This is a genomic window from Moorena sp. SIO3A2 (assembly GCF_010672265.1).
GTDB classification, from domain to species: Bacteria; Cyanobacteriota; Cyanobacteriia; order Cyanobacteriales; family Coleofasciculaceae; genus Moorena; species Moorena producens.
Map to the genome: position 1 here is coordinate 72,165 of NZ_JAAHHC010000009.1, position 15,166 is coordinate 87,330.

Annotated in this window: 14 protein-coding genes and 1 pseudogene; 10 read left to right on the plus strand and 5 right to left on the minus strand. The window is 43.6% G+C overall.

From position 1 onward, the window contains the following. Positions 1-23: 23 nt before the first annotated feature. On the minus strand, positions 24-503 hold the full coding sequence (locus tag F6K64_RS12920) for an IS607 family transposase (RefSeq protein ID WP_287263937.1): 480 nt from the start codon (positions 501-503) through the stop codon (positions 24-26). Between the two features lie 53 nt (positions 504-556). Beyond that, positions 557-1,114: a DUF4126 domain-containing protein gene (locus F6K64_RS12925; protein ID WP_008184797.1), complete on the minus strand. Its 558-nt coding sequence runs from the start codon at positions 1,112-1,114 to the stop codon at positions 557-559. Positions 1,115-1,374: 260 nt separating this feature from the next. Here F6K64_RS12925 and F6K64_RS12930 point away from each other — a divergent pair, with 260 nt between their 5' ends. From F6K64_RS12930 to F6K64_RS12970, 9 genes and pseudogenes are all read left to right on the plus strand, one after another. Further along, positions 1,375-2,661 carry a Glu/Leu/Phe/Val family dehydrogenase gene (locus tag F6K64_RS12930; RefSeq protein WP_044493319.1) on the plus strand — a complete coding sequence of 429 codons (1,287 nt, stop codon included), beginning with the start codon at positions 1,375-1,377 and terminating at the stop codon, positions 2,659-2,661. A 686-nt stretch (positions 2,662-3,347) separates the two neighbouring features. Next, positions 3,348-3,893: an EF-hand domain-containing protein gene (locus tag F6K64_RS12935; protein ID WP_008184793.1), complete on the plus strand. Its 546-nt coding sequence runs from the start codon at positions 3,348-3,350 to the stop codon at positions 3,891-3,893. Positions 3,894-3,909: 16 nt separating this feature from the next. Continuing rightward, on the plus strand, positions 3,910-4,044 hold the full coding sequence (locus tag F6K64_RS12940) for a hypothetical protein (RefSeq protein WP_267875741.1): 135 nt from the start codon (positions 3,910-3,912) through the stop codon (positions 4,042-4,044). 216 nt (positions 4,045-4,260) lie between these two features. After that, positions 4,261-5,136, plus strand: a complete 876-nt coding sequence (locus tag F6K64_RS12945) for a class I SAM-dependent methyltransferase (protein ID WP_008184791.1) — start codon at positions 4,261-4,263, stop codon at positions 5,134-5,136. Positions 5,137-5,141: 5 nt separating this feature from the next. Then, positions 5,142-6,722 carry a flavin-containing monooxygenase gene (locus F6K64_RS12950; protein WP_008184789.1) on the plus strand — a complete coding sequence of 527 codons (1,581 nt, stop codon included), beginning with the start codon at positions 5,142-5,144 and terminating at the stop codon, positions 6,720-6,722. A gap of 263 nt (positions 6,723-6,985) precedes the next feature. After that, positions 6,986-7,180 (plus strand): annotated as a pseudogene (locus tag F6K64_RS12955) (transposase); the annotation flags it as partial. Between the two features lie 1,509 nt (positions 7,181-8,689). Continuing rightward, positions 8,690-8,995: an IS5/IS1182 family transposase gene (locus tag F6K64_RS12960; protein WP_008182331.1), complete on the plus strand. Its 306-nt coding sequence runs from the start codon at positions 8,690-8,692 to the stop codon at positions 8,993-8,995. 16 nt (positions 8,996-9,011) lie between these two features. Beyond that, positions 9,012-9,221 (plus strand): transposase, encoded by a 210-nt coding sequence (locus tag F6K64_RS12965; protein ID WP_008182333.1) that lies wholly within the window; start codon positions 9,012-9,014, stop codon positions 9,219-9,221. After that, positions 9,218-9,481, plus strand: a complete 264-nt coding sequence (locus tag F6K64_RS12970; RefSeq protein ID WP_008182334.1) for a transposase — start codon at positions 9,218-9,220, stop codon at positions 9,479-9,481. The genes F6K64_RS12965 and F6K64_RS12970 overlap by 4 nt, the downstream gene beginning before the upstream one ends. A gap of 69 nt (positions 9,482-9,550) precedes the next feature. On the opposite strand, the gene F6K64_RS12975 is transcribed toward F6K64_RS12970, so the two are convergent. Both F6K64_RS12975 and F6K64_RS12980 read right to left on the minus strand, forming a co-directional pair. Continuing rightward, positions 9,551-10,660 carry a hypothetical protein gene (locus tag F6K64_RS12975; RefSeq protein WP_008182336.1) on the minus strand — a complete coding sequence of 370 codons (1,110 nt, stop codon included), beginning with the start codon at positions 10,658-10,660 and terminating at the stop codon, positions 9,551-9,553. Between the two features lie 103 nt (positions 10,661-10,763). Then, positions 10,764-11,114: a DUF565 domain-containing protein gene (locus F6K64_RS12980; protein WP_008182338.1), complete on the minus strand. Its 351-nt coding sequence runs from the start codon at positions 11,112-11,114 to the stop codon at positions 10,764-10,766. A gap of 102 nt (positions 11,115-11,216) precedes the next feature. On the opposite strand from F6K64_RS12980, the gene F6K64_RS12985 reads away from it, so the two are divergent. Then, positions 11,217-13,154 (plus strand): ArnT family glycosyltransferase, encoded by a 1,938-nt coding sequence (locus F6K64_RS12985; RefSeq protein ID WP_287249724.1) that lies wholly within the window; start codon positions 11,217-11,219, stop codon positions 13,152-13,154. A gap of 119 nt (positions 13,155-13,273) precedes the next feature. Here the strand turns inward: F6K64_RS12985 and F6K64_RS12990 are convergent, their stop codons facing one another. Continuing rightward, positions 13,274-14,320 carry a T6SS phospholipase effector Tle1-like catalytic domain-containing protein gene (locus F6K64_RS12990; protein ID WP_008182343.1) on the minus strand — a complete coding sequence of 349 codons (1,047 nt, stop codon included), beginning with the start codon at positions 14,318-14,320 and terminating at the stop codon, positions 13,274-13,276. Positions 14,321-15,166 lie beyond the last annotated feature (846 nt).

Genomic DNA, 15,166 nt, shown 5'->3' on the forward strand with positions numbered 1-15,166 from the left:
AGTGCAGCCTTACTACAAAACCTTTACCCTATGCTGCATAATTTACCAACTATAAAGGCTGCACTACTCTTACGGTAACTTCTAACCAAGTACTCAATGAGTTCAAATCCGAATCTAGTGAGTCTGTCCCGGCAGGCAACCACAATCGTGAGCTGACTTCCCTGCATAAGTCGTTCCAATATGGCTCTAAGTCCTTTCCTTTTGTAGTTAAGTCCTGAGCCAATGTCTTGGATGATTTCGGCTTCTGGGAACAAGGAATGCATGTATGCGATTTGTCTGGCGAGGTCGTCTTTTTGTTTTTGACTACTGACTCGGCAGTAACAAATGGTGGCTGGCTTTGGTGGCTGTTGTCTTCCCAAAGTGGCAAGACTAACTGTATCGAACATTCGGTATCCACTTGGAGTTCGTTCGCATTTGATGATGCCATTGTCTGCATACTTCCTTAGCGTTGTTTTGGAGAGTCCCGTAAGTTCGACCGCCTTACGGAGTGGTACTAGTGTCATATTAATAGTCTAGTACTTTAGAATAGTCTTTAGTACACTTTATGACACTTTCTCTAACTGTCCTCTAGCCCTCTAACATACCAACGATACCAATGCTTAGAACTGCGAATGGCTAGCCACAGTAGCAGTAAAGCGATTAATCCTCCTTGTTCTGGAGCATCAAAAGCTAAGATTATCAAAACTACGCACAGAAAATCCTGAAGAAACACTACCCACAGAGGTAAGCCACGCAAACGGTAGAACCATCCCACTTGAACTAACTGGAGTACAAAGGCTAATAAACCGCCGACAATACCGACTACCCAGACATATCCCGTTAGTTCTTCGGCAAACTGAGTCACAGCAATACCAAGAATTGCTCCCACTAGAGGACTTAACACTAGCTGAACTATTTGCAAGACTCGCTGTCCTAATAGCTTTTTGGAGGCAAATAGTTCCACCAATGACCAGGTTGTCAAGATAGTCAGCAAGACTGGGGGATGAATCTGTGACAGTAACGGTACCTTCGACCACAGTTGGTCACTGTGGAGCAAACCAATTACCAACAGAGGCAGGGCAATTCTCATTCCTGCCGCAGCGGAAGCTGAGAGGGCGGCGAGGAGTGCAATCATGAGTGTAGTTACTTTGGCAAGAGGTTTAGTATAAACCAGTAAAGCTTAGCATAATGTAACAAAATATACAGTTTTTTTGTGATTAAATTAAATATAGGACTTACGAAGTTGAGTTGGTTTTGCCCCCCTAACCCCCCAAAATTGGGGGGGAATGATGTCAAAGTCCCCCATAATTGGGGGACCAACGGGGGCTTTGCGTAAGTCCTGAAATAACCAGGACTGGGTAAATGGTAAATATTGTTAGCTGGAGAAATAAGGCCATGTCTGAGTCATTATTTGCTGATGCCAGTAAACGATTGCAGAAATCATTGAAATATGTGTCAATTTCCGAGGATGCGATCGCACGCTTAAAATATCCCAAATCTAGTTTGAGCGTTTCTATCCCAGTCCGCATGGATGATGGCTCCTTACAGATGTTTCAGGGCTATCGGGTTCGCTATGACACCACCAGGGGACCAGCAAAAGGGGGAGTGCGCTATCATCCCAATGTTTGTTTAGATGAAGTCCAATCCTTAGCCTTTTGGATGACCTTTAAATGTGCCACCTTAAATTTGCCCTTCGGCGGTGGCAAAGGAGGAATTACTCTAAATCCTAAAGCCTTATCGAAGCTGGAGTTGGAACGGTTAAGTCGTGGTTACATCGATGCGATCGCAGATTTCATTGGGCCTGATATTGATATTCTCGCTCCCGACGTTTACACCAATTCCATGATTATGGGTTGGATGATGGATCAATACAGCGTCATTCGCCGTCAAATCAGTCCAGGGGTCGTCACAGGTAAACCCTTGGCACTGGGAGGAAGTGTTGGTCGCGATACCGCTACCGCTACTGGCGCGTTTTTTGTGATGGAATCGATTTTGCCCAAATTTGACCAGCTGCCTCAAAATACCACCGTAGCCGTGCAAGGATTTGGTAATGCTGGTGCTGTGATAGCGCAACTGTTAGCTAAAGCAGGCTATAAAGTTGTGGCTGTCAGTGATTCTCAAGGGGGTATTTATGCCAAAAAAGGGTTAGATATTCCCAGTATTCGCCAATACAAAACATCCAGTCAAGGCATTAAAGCTGTTTACTGTCGAGGTAGCGTTTGCAATATTGTTGAGCATGAAGTCATTACTAATCAAGACCTTTTAGCCTTAGATGTAGATGTCTTGATTCCCGCTGCCTTGGAAAATCAAATTACCGAAGAAAACGTTGATAATATCAGAGCAAATTATATCTTTGAAGTAGCGAATGGACCAGTAACCTCTACAGCTGACAATCGTTTGGAAGAAAAAGGCATCTATGTTTTTCCTGACATTTTGGTTAATGCTGGAGGTGTCACGGTTAGCTATTTTGAATGGTTACAAAACCGGAGTGGACACTATTGGAAGCTCGATGAAGTCCATCAACGTCTCAAGGAGAAAATGGTGGAAGAAACTGAAACAATTTGGTCACTTTCTCAGGAACTAGCGGTTTCCATGCGCACAGCTGCTTATGTTCATGCTTTGAATCGCCTGGGAGACTCTCTGGATGCTAAAGGAACTAGGGATTATTATTGTAAAACTTGAGATGTAGCAGTTGTTAATTGGGTGAGGTACTTTGTAAGTATTCAGCTATCAGCTTATGCGCTACGCGCACGCTACGCGAACAGCCGTCAGCCTTCAGCCGTACCAGTTTGACCCGGTGGTGCGTTACGGGATGGACTGTATCAACACTGGCTACCAATAAAATTAGGGTGAGCTCATCCCTAACGCACCCTACGCCACTGATTTTTCTAGATTGGTGACAAGTTCATTTTGTCGGTAATTTATCACCAATCTAGTGACAAATCATCAGAAAATCTCTAATGGTTTGCTAATTATAACGTTTGAGAATTTTATGATTTTAGCAACAGCGTTATCTAGTTAGCGATCGCATACAGCGCAGCAGAGCATATCGCCAACTTATACACACAACGATCAAACGTTAATTTTACCTCTGGTATAGAAAGGCAAATTCCCAAATACCAATCACAGCAAGATTTTGGGGCTTTGATTAAAATTTATTAACAAACCCTTGACAAATAGTCTTTTTTATGAATTTATCACCAAGGCTAGATTAGCTGTTTTGTAACCATTCAGCTATCAGCTGACGCTGTTTTTACCCTGACCATCAGCTGTTGCTGTAACCAACGGTGTATTAATTGTGTCCCACTAGTTATCCTACGGTAAACATAGTGTAAACTTGAATTTATTACTCCCTGGAGAAAATAATTATGTTAACTGAATTGCAGAAGCAGAAATTCCCAAGATTGTTTGAAATGTATGACGCCGACAATAACGGTTTCATTGAGCAAGCGGATTTTGAGCGCTTCCTAGAAAGCTACTCTCAGCTTCGCAGCTGGGAGCCAGGCTCACCCAACTACAATTCCTTTCAATCGAAGTTAATGTCTCGTTGGGATAGTATGCAAAAGTTTGCAGACACCAATCGTGACAATAGGATATCTTTAGAGGAATGGTTGGTATATATCGAGAATATCCTTAATGACCAAGACGCTTATGAAGCAGAAATAAAGGGCATCGCCGGTTTCGTCTTTAGCTTATTTGATACTAATGGGGATGAGCAACTGGATTTGGAGGAATACAGACAATGGTATCGAAGCGCCGGACGTGATGAAAATTTGGCTAACGAGGTATTCAAACGGCTTAATTTAAAGGATGATGACTCCATTTCTAAAGAAAAACATATCGAGCTGATCGATGAATTCTTCCGTAGTGAAGATCCCGAAGCACCTGGTAATTTTGTCTTTGGTCAAGGGTAGATAGAACGGTAAGCATATGCGCTACGCGCAGGCTACGCCAACAGCTATCAGCTGTCAGCCGTCAGCAAATCAACGGGAGGTAGTAAACAAGACGGTGCTGGTACGGCTGGTTGAAAACCCCTGCTCCTCTGATCCGACCCTGTGCAGTTAAAGCGCCTGCTAGCACCTCAAGTAGCACCATCTGTAGCGCATTAGCACCTCAAGTAGCGTGCGCGTAGCGCATTAGCTGATAGCTGACGGCTGAATGCTTACATAGAACCTTACAATATTCCTGTCACAGAAATGTTGCTAAGTAAGCGCCCAGTGTTAAAGGGGAAACTTGCTTCCCCTTTTCCCTACTCCCTAAATTCCCAATTCCCAATTGCTAATGATGCAGGTGCCAACTAGTTCCTTCGACAATATCAGTCCCACAGCGTTACTAGTGGCTTATGCCAGACAGTTTACCGACATTCCTTATGGGCAAGAATTAGCACAATTGGTTAATGCTCAAGCTTTCGTGGAGCAGTTACAAAAACAACAGTCTGATAAATCGTTTGAAGTAGCCGTTTTATTTGAAGGTCGGTATAAAGCTATCAATCAAGTGATGGCTCAATTTCAAAAAACTCAAATCCTTGAACTAGCCTCCGGCTTGATGCCACGGGGCATGGTAATGTCTGGTAACCCTTCTACAACTTTTATCGAGAGTGATTTGCCAGGGATGATAACGCGCAAACAGCAACTGGTGAAACAGCTAATTGGCGGACGCTCAAACTTGCACTTTGTTGGGATTGATGCCACTAGTCAACCCAGCCAATTACCTATCGATGTAGGTTATCTAGATTCCCGAACGCCCATTACTGTAATATCCGAGGGACTACTGCTGTACCTGACATTTAATCAAAAACAGCGGTTGTTTGCTAATGTCCGGGAGTTGCTTCAGGTTTATGGTGGTGTGTGGATAACCCCTGATTTAATTACAAAAGAATATTTGAGTAGGGTACGGCGAAATAGCCCAGCTTGGCAAAAATTGAGCCAGACAGTCAGAGGAATGACAGCCACCTCAGACACAGATACTATCTTTGACAATTTCGATCAGGTTAGACAATTCGTAAATGAGCAAGGGTTTCAGCTTCAGGGGTATAGTATGCTCAATGTATTAGACCAACTAACTTGCTTGCAACCCTTGGGGATTAATCCTGCTGTTGCTGAATCTATACTCGCGGATTCATTTGTTTTTGTGCTTACTCCCGACATCGGAAGTTAAATAGTATGTTAGATTGCATAGTGATTGGAGCAGGGCCAGCTGGTATAGTTACTACCAAAGAATTACTAGAACAAGGTGTAGGCGAGGTAATATGTTTAGAGCAAGCAGAGGATTTGGGCGGGGTTTATGCCAATGCCTACGACAGTTTAGTGCTGACTACATCTTGCGCATTTAGTATGTTTTCGGACTTCTGGATAGGTGATGGCAATCAGCACAAATTCTGGACAAAGAACGAAGCAGTTGACTATTGGAAAAGCTATGCCAAACATTTTGGTATTTTAGATAAAATTCGTTTCAAATCGAAAGTTGTAGCACTCACTCCCCAAGACAATCAAGGGTGGCAAATTCAACTAGCCTCTGGAGAGATTTTGCACTCAAAACGGGTAGCGTTGGCAATTGGTAACAACAGTATCTCAAATTATCCAGAGTGGAAAGATTTATTAACTGAGGTGGAGTTTTCCCATTCCAAGGACTATCGTAATGCTGATAACTTTGTGGGCAAAACAGTATTAGTGGTTGGGGGAGGTGAGTCAGCTTCAGACATCGCCCTAGAAATATCTCGTGTCGCCAACAAGTGCTGGGTCAGCCTTCGCAATTCAGCTGGGTGGATAATACCCAGGAAGAGAGGTGACTATGCTGCCGATACTGCTAGCCATCGTGGTGTATACGGTCTACCAAGGGACTATGGAGATGCTTTGAGCAAACTTATCTTCCGATTAGAGTTGAGCAAAAACGATCCAGTTCATGATACTATATTTGAGCTAAATCAGAAGGTTAAGGCTAAAAAAGGGGTCTGGGGTACATACGGAACTAAAAATATATCCTTACCCAAGGCAATTGTCTATCATGGCTGTCAAGTGGTCGGCGAAATAGTGAAGGTAAAAGATGGTGGCAGGACATTGATCGCGGCTGATGGGGAAACCCTTGAAAACGTGGATGCGGTAGTATTTTGTACCGGCTACAAAAACTATGTGTCTTTCCTGCCTGAGCACTTGAGAACAACTGACCCCCGGAGTCTTTACAAACATATCTTTCATGCCTTGTATCGGGATAAAATCGCTTGGATTGGTTGGGCACGTCCTGCCATTGGCAGTCAGTTTCCTATTACGGAAATGCAAGCCAGATTTTTTGCCTTGATTTGCACTGGTAAACGAACTCTTCCGGCTTCTGAGGAAATGGAGCAGGTGGCATCTATCGATAAAGCCAAATATTTAGAACAGTTTGAACATAATGCCGCTCGGATCCGAAGCTTGCTTGATTATCATATATACATCGACGAGCTAGCTGATTTAATTGGGTGCAAACCGCCCTTGTGGAAATACTTTTTCTTAAATCCTCGGCTCTGGTTTACCATCGTATATGGTCCGACCCAAGGTACCCAGTTTCGTTTACAAGGACCAGGCCAAAAGAAAGCTTTGGCTCAAGAGCTAATTAGGAAGTTACCAGTGATTCCATTCAATAATCACGTTATCAAAGCTGGTCTAAGAGGTCGTGTGATTTATGGGTTCAAGGCTGTAGTTAAGGGGTTGATGAATCCGCTTTATTTTGCTGTGAATTTGGTGAGAAACAAAGGTCAATTAGGGTAAGCATATCCGCTACGCGCACGCTACGCGAACAGCGGTCAGCGGTCAGCGGTCAGCTGAAAATAAACCTCTTTAGGGAGAATTTAATAGTTCGAGGTAAGGTATCAGCTGATAAGCTGTTCGGCATTTAAATTGGTATAATAAAAATTAATAAATAACCCAATAATAGGAAATATGCCAGCAAAAAATTATCTGACAGCAAAAAACAATACTTCAAAAAGCCTTAAAAATAGAAGAAAATGGAAATATTAGAGAACGTATTTTATCTTCCCGAGTATAGTCCTGATTATAACTTAATTGAATTGGTTTGGCATTCAGCAAAAGAATATATTGCCAATCGAGTTTTCAAATCAATTGAAGAATTAGAATGTTTGTTAAATCATCTTTTAAATGAAGGAGGGTTAATTATAAAATGGGTACGAAAAATAAAAAACAAAGGCAATGCTGTTATCACAGTTTAAATGCGCAACAGCTTAACTATCAAGTACACAGGATTTTCTCCTTCTTTCCTCTTCCGAAGTCCCTGCTCCGAAGTCCCTGCTCCGAAGTCCCTGCTCCCTAAAAACCCATAAATTTGTACCTAATTGAAGTGCAAACCGCTGTATTTCTCTAGGGCGTGTCTGCAAACCCAATAATTTAGGTTAGAGAGATTTGCGATGCTCCTTTGGAGCCGCTAAAAGCGAACGCGAGCATAAGGAAGGGAATTTGGGCAAAGCCCGACCCTAAGCAAACGTTTTGCTCAACTTGACCATAAATCTTTCTTAGATCAACAGTTAAAAGATTTATTTTTATCTATAGCAGTCAGAAAAAACATGATTTCAACTAATGGTACTTTAGCCAAAATCAAGCCCAAATATAGCCCAAGCTGGCTTTATATCTAGGGCGTGTCTGCAAACTGTTGTATGCTAATTGACACTCCCCGCCCGCTTATGGACGGGGATTCTTGTTTCATAGAGCCAACTTGCGTGAACCTTGCCGGAGTCAGGAAGAGTAGAGGTCGATTCTCCGCAAGGGTATCGGCGTTCGCCTTTGGCGTGGCCTACGGCCAAGCCGACGCTACGCGAACGGATCAACGATCCAGGTTCCAGTATGCCCCACCGTACCTTACCTTTTTTTTACATATAGATAGATACTTTTTTTATCTAATTTTTTTTCATAGACGTTGTCTTGATGCAAAGCGCGAGTGGGGGAAACCACGGCAGTCGCTCATGGTTTGAAGTTACCGTAAGACAGGCTCGCCTTAATCAATAAGTTTTAACCCTTTTTTGCATAACCTACCAACCATAAAGGCTCAACGTAATCAGGTTTCGTCTCCGGGGAGACCCCCAAGACCGCGCTGCCTCCCCAAGACCGTAATGGTGCGCTTGACCCGTAATTAAATTCGCCACGGGTCGCACCTCTGCATCGCTTAAGTCGTGCTTACCAAATTACGCAATATGTATCTGATACATATTTTTTACGTTGTCTACTTATCATTAGATAGTATTTATCTAGTTTTTGGTTTCTTGTTGAGATTTTTAATAACACGCAGTGCGAAAACTGTCAAGTTTTCACTTAAAAAGAAAGCCGTCTCTAGAAGTTACCGTAAGAGTTAAGAAGCCTTAATTAATAAGTTTTAACCCTTTTGCTCATAGCCTGCTCCCAATAAATGCTTCTTAACTCTGAGGCGCGCGTCTCCTATAAGGACGGGGCGCGATTACCCAAAATTTTTGGTAAAAAGACGCACGGAAGTAGCACAAAAACGAATGGAGATTGCTAACAGAGGCGAGTTAACCGACGAACAGTGGGAAAAGCAAAGCGCCCTTATTACCACCTCAAAAAGCTTGGGAACGAAGTTACCGTAAGATAGGGTCGCCTTAATCAATAAGTTTTAACCCTTTTACCCATAGCCTGTCGCCCATAAAGGCGACCCTATCTAAGGTTTCGTCTCCGGACTGGAAAACCAGCACATGACAATCGTTCCATCATTAATGGGATTATCACCGATCTTGAGAACAGGCGCACCCTGGAGAGATTTACCTCCGGATTACGGAATTCACAGTACAGTCTCCAGTCGGTTCTACCGATGGCGAAAACCTGGTATTTGGGATCAAATTTGGGCAGGTCTTCAACAAAAAGCTGTAGCCGTTGGGCTGATTGATTGGGAAGTCCATTTTGCCGACAGTACCGTAGTCAGAGCACATCAACATGCGGCGGTCGCAAAAGAGGGCAACAAAACCAAGCTAAGCGGCGTAGCACTTGGAGGTTTCTCTACAAAAGTCCACAAAGCGAGCTGAAGGGTTTGGAAAACCAATGGTTTTTGTCCTAACATCAGCTTGTAGTCATGACACCATTGCTTTTGATGACTTACTGACTGGAGGAAAAGTCAAAGGAATTGGACTTCGAAGACCAAAAAGTCGATTTCGCTACTTTTTAGGTGATAAAGCTTACAGTAGTCAAGCAATTAGAGAAAAACTGCGTTTTCAGGGAGCAACCCCTATTATTCCCCCCGAAAAGCAATGAGAAAAAACGAGAACGCTTCAATCGGGGTCTGCAAACGAGAACGAAATCGAGTCGAACGACTTATTAATCGCCTCAAGCAAAATCGACGAATCGCAACTCGTTATGAGAAATATGCCATCAATTATCAAGCGATGTTGACTATTGCCTCTATATTACTCTGGCACGAGAAGTGCATGGGGTCAGATCAGTCAAACGAGCAGGGATTTTCAACCAGCCGTACCAGCAATCCCGGTGCTTGTTTACTACCTCCCGTTGATTAGCTGACGCCTAAGGGCTGATAGCACCTCAAGCAGCGTGCGCTACGCGCATATGCTTACGTTGATTTTATCCTAATCAGCATCCCCTGGTGAATAAATCACACCAGGTGTGTGGTCAGGATTAATTTCAACCACCAAGTCTACTAGATTTGGGTTTCGAGTCAGGGGTGTAATAAATAATTCTGGATGGAGAGCTTTCCAAAAATAGTTGACAAAATCTCTAATTTGTGAATCTTCCATCCCTGACTTACCCTGAGCAATCATCTGTTTCTCTGCCTGTAGTCGCCATTGCTGACTGAGGCGGTAGTCAGTAGGGTAGAGTACCATCAATCGGTCTAATCGTTCCCACAGGGGTACATAAAGCCTCAGTTGCTGATTCATATCCCGAGCAAACTCTCGGTCTTCCAAGGTATGAATCGGTTCTGGAACAGAGCCATCAAACGCTTCTGGCTCAATGGGTCGAACCCCAACAAACCACCCTTCAAACAATACAATATCAATACTTTCGACCACCTCTGGAGTGATTCGGTCTCCAGCCCCCCCAAAAGCTGATTTATCAAACCGAGGCACGAGGATTTGTGGCGTAGGGGAAGGGGATCGTAATTGGTCTAATAGCTGTAAACCCAGCTCAACATCATGAGTTCCAGGGGGACCACGCCAGATCAGCCTGCGGTCTTGTTCTTGAAGCTGTTGTCGCTCCTTGTAGGTTTTGTAGAGGTCATCGATAGACAGGCTGAGAGTGCGTTCGCTGAAAGCGGGACGAAGTCCATCGCCTAATTTGTGGAGAATCACACTTAAGACTGCCGCTAGAGTGGTTTTCCCGGTGCCCTGCCCTCCTAATATGCCCTGAATCAAAGGACGTCCCAGCTGTTTACGACAGGATACCAACTCCATGGCTAAAGGAAGCCAGAGGTTCCAGAGGCATAAGAGAGTCTTTTGCTGTGTTTCAGGAGTAGTTTCAAAATACGGTAGACGGAGAATATCTGGGTAGACTATCTCAAACAAATGCGATCGCGCTTGGATTACCTGTTCACCATTATCCTCTGTGATGCCAAACGCCTTTGCCTTTAGGTGATCAGCCAGTTCCTCAGCCAAGAGTTGCTGAGATTCAAGGGGATTGGGTGTTTTTCCTGATACCCACTGCTCGAGAATTTGACCAACGCTCTTGGTGTCACTTGTCATTTATCGTTTCTCGGTCAGTAGTTGCATCAGACGTCTCCCTTGTTAGGATTCAGCAGTAATTACTCAGCAGTGATTACTAACTCATTAGTAACTGATTACTATTTTAAGAGCCAAGCTTGAAGGCTTCTAAATACATACTGTATACCAGACCAATTTTAAAAGCATTGACTACATCTGCCAACCATGAAACCCGGTCAACGGTTTGATTTAATTGGCCTTTTGGAAATTTACCGCTATAAATCAACCGGTTAACTGCTTCTGTAAAAACAATCAACATCCCAGATAGTATCCATTCCTGGCCAGTTCCTGCTGTAGTACACAGGGCTTGTCCTACCAAGAAGCCAAACAGAAAGCTAATCAGGACCATCGACAGGCGTCGCCAGGGATTAGCAAACCATAGCCCCAGCCGCGTCCATAAAAAATCAACTAAATTATTAAGACGGGTATTCTGCATCTACTACACTCGTTGAAATAAGAATAACACACGTGTAGACCATGCTATCCGTTTTTGGAATAATGATAGCCTGCTAGACCTCAATCACACCCTAGCCCATTGATGAAGTTTACATTAGCTAATAGGTTTAAAAATTGGTGGCAATCTTGGCAACAGCATCCCACCACCATCTGGACACTTTCTATTCTGTGGTTACTCCTGATCAGCTGGCTAGCTTTTTTGTGGAATTTGGGCAACATCGGTTTAGTAGATGAAACTGAACCCTTGTTTGCTGAGGCCGCTCGCCAGATGACGGTGACAGGTGACTGGATTACCCCTTATTTCAATGGTGAGACTCGCTTTGATAAACCCCCCCTAATCTACTGGTTGATGGCAATTGGTTACCGGTTGATTGGGGTGAATGAATGGGCAGTAAGACTGCCGTCAGCCTTGAGTGCGATCGCATTAACTGGATTAGGCTTTTACACCCTACGATATTATGGAATTTCCCGTCCTGCTGCCTTTACCCCTGATGTAGATTCTAGTCAGCACAGGGATAGCAAAATCAACCCTTCCTATCCCCAGCGGCAGTTGTGGATCTGTGCCTGGATTGGTTCAACCCTGATGGCAGTGAATCTTCAAACCATTATCTGGGCAAGAACCGGTGTCTCAGATATGCTACTCAGCGGCTGTGTAGGGGGTGCATTACTAAGTTTTTTTCTAGGGTATGCCCATCGAAACCAGAGGAGCACAGGAGCACAGGAGCTCGGAAGCAGCGAAAAAACTGTTGCTAAAAGCCCCTCACCCCCTCACAAATACCCTTGCCGTTGGTACCTAGCCTGTTATGTGCTAATTGCTCTAGCTATCCTTACCAAAGGACCAGTCGGTATCGTTCTACCCACACTAATTATTGGTGGTTTTCTGCTTTACCTGGGCAATGGCAGGGAAGTATTGCAGGAAATGTGCTTATTTAGAGGCATTGTGATTATTTTGGCTCTGACACTACCTTGGTATCTATTAGTAACCCTAGCCAATGGGCAAGCCTATATCGACTCGTTTTTTGGATATCACAATATTCAACGCTTTACTCGCACCGTTAACCGCCACGCTGGGCCTTGGTATTTTTATTTTCCAGTAGTACTAGTAGCTTTTGCCCCTTGGTCGAGCTACTTGCCGTTTGCGATCGCACGACTAAAATTTTGGCGGCGGGTGCGGTGGAGTAACTCACCCCGTTCTACTCATTTGGGTTTATTTGCTCTGTTCTGGTTTGTAGGGATTTTCGGCTTTTTTACCATTGCTGCCACTAAACTACCCAGCTATGTGCTACCCCTAATTCCAGCTGCCGCCATTCTTTTGGCTTTATTGTGGAGTGACCAACTCACCCATACTAGTACCCTTTCCTGGTCTGCCCGTGTGCCCCTTTCCCGATCCATGCTACTCAGTAGCCTATTTAACCTCTTGTTGTTAATTGCCCTTGCCACTGCCATTTTTTTTGCTCCCGAATATATCGGTAGTGGACCAGCAGCACCAGACTTACCGGAGCAGTTGCAAGAATCCGGCTTAATGGTGAGGGGAGGTATTATTTGGAGTATAACTGCTATTGTAGCAGCACTGTTGCTCTGGCGACGTTGGTTGTTTGGGCTATGGATAGTCAACCTAGTGGGATTTTTAGCCTTTCTTATTTTCGTGTTGACCCCTACTTTCTTGTTAGTGGATCAAGTGCGTCAATTACCCCTACGGCAATTATCTGCCATTGCTGTTCAAGAAAAGCAATCGTCAGAAGAATTGATTATGATTGGTTTCAAAAAACCCAGTGTGGTTTTTTACACCCAGCAACCCGTCACCTACATGAGCAAAGGTAAAAAAGCACGAAATTACATGAAAGAAATAGCAGTGACTCAGCCTTCACCTCCCTCCGTTTTGATGTTAGCTAGGAATAAAAGGCTAAAGAAAGCCAAGCTAAAACCTGAGCAATATACTACCTTAGCTAGTCTTGGTCCCTATAAACTCATTCGCGTTTCCAAACAAGTTTTTGTTGATAAATCTAAAATTAAAAACTAAAATTTTAGTTGTCACACTTCACACTTCACACTTCATACTTCATACTTCACAATTTTATTCAAATAACAAATTACTAATTATTAGCTGTTGACTAGTCAACCAAAATTGACATCATTATTTTACTTCTGTTGCTTAAGTTGTAATAGTTGATTTAGTCTGGGGCCGTGCTTGTCAGCCAGATTCCTCGGTCGATAATCAGGCCGCTTCATCCAGCGTTCTATTACACTCTGGTGAAGGTCATCAAAGTTATCCGAAATCTCCCGTAGCTTGCGCCCTGTGAACTTGAATAGACCCAGAGCATTGTTGAAATCAATATCATAATCAAGGTTGATACCAGTAGGAATTGCCCTTGGGTCAAACTCAAGACCAAGACCGATCTTGCCGATTGAGTCCATCATCCACTGCAGTGCGCCGTCGGACAAGCCGCTCTGCTCCTGGGAGCCACCACCGACGGAGCCGTGAACCCCTGGAAACCATACTTCACGAACAACCTGGGTCTGGGAAAGGTGGCTTTTGTCCATTGGCGTCACGTCAAAGACTTTGCGCTGCTCATCAATGGATACAGCGTGCAACCCATGCTCAATAATCGGACTCAAAGAGGTATCGTGGAATCTGTACCTCTTGTTAAACCTTTTGTCAAACCACAAAAAGGGGGATAAATTAGGGATACCAAGGGAACCAACCGTGTCCCAGCAGCCAAGCAAGGTAATGGGGACACTTTCTCCGTATTTTTTGCGGAATTCTACCATTTGTTGGTGATTGGGCTTGATATCCCGAGAGCGGTACATTTCGTAGGCTTCCGGAGCTTTACGGATCTCGGAGCGGGATAGCAAGCCTGATTTATAAATCATTCCAGCTAGACTGCGCACTGTATAAGCCCCACGGCTGAAACCGAATAGGTAGATTTCGTCACCAGGGATGTAGTTCAGGCAAAGAAAGCGATAAGCATCCTGGATATTGGTATCAATCCCTCTGCCAAAAGCGCCACCGAAAAGCTTGCTCTTCAGAGAGTCTTCTGTGCCAATTCCCTCATCGTAGAATACGATTTGTAGAACTCCGTGACTACCCAATGCTTTAACTGCCTGAGAAATCTTAACCACATTGCTTGGGTAAGTACTTGATAACTCTTGCCATGTTCCATCACAACATACCACAAGACGTTTCATGGTCTACCTCCTTTAAAAAACTTACTTACTCTTACTTACTATTTAAATTAACGTAAATACTTTCTAGCAACTCAGATTAAGCGACCGCTCCATTCATTAACCATAAGCAATACTATTGTTGGCACTTATTTTTGGTAATCTTACTATTTAATCATCCTTTTGTTAACCGTAAACAGTTTGTTGGTTTGCCGTTTTCATATTTATTTTTATGCTTGTTATTACGTTTTAACCTTGTCCTGTTTTTCGTTTAATTAGTTTTAGTAAAACTAATTAAACATTACGATATTAATTAGCCACAAATATTAACTATGATTAAATATAAATGCTAAGGTAAACGTGAGATAAATCCAAATAACTTTGGCTGGATAGGAGGTGTCTTCTCCATATTAGCTTGAATTTCGAAAGAAGGCTCACGCCATAATCGTTGATTTGCCGTGGGCTCAATTGCAACCAACCAATATAGCAATTATCATAGCTATGAGGTACAAAATTTCGGGATTTTAGGGAACAGCGGATCACCGGAACAGCGGATCACCTGAAGAGAGAAGAGGGAAGAGGGAATAGGGAATAGGGAATAGGGAATAGGAATGCGCTGCATCAAAACAGGGAATCAACGTCAAAAAAGACTGTACCTCATAACTGCGATCAACGCTATAAATTGGGCGAAGGGCATCCTTATGGTATAATAAACTGATCAGATAGTTAGGAATTGCTGTTGTTTGTACTTGAATCCAAAAGAGGAAGGTTCAACAAAACAGTTTGGCATCATTGGCTTTATGATCCCCACGGCTGGCTTTGTTCGCAACAAGTGTCTCCAAGACTGGATGGACAATCACGGTGTCGGAC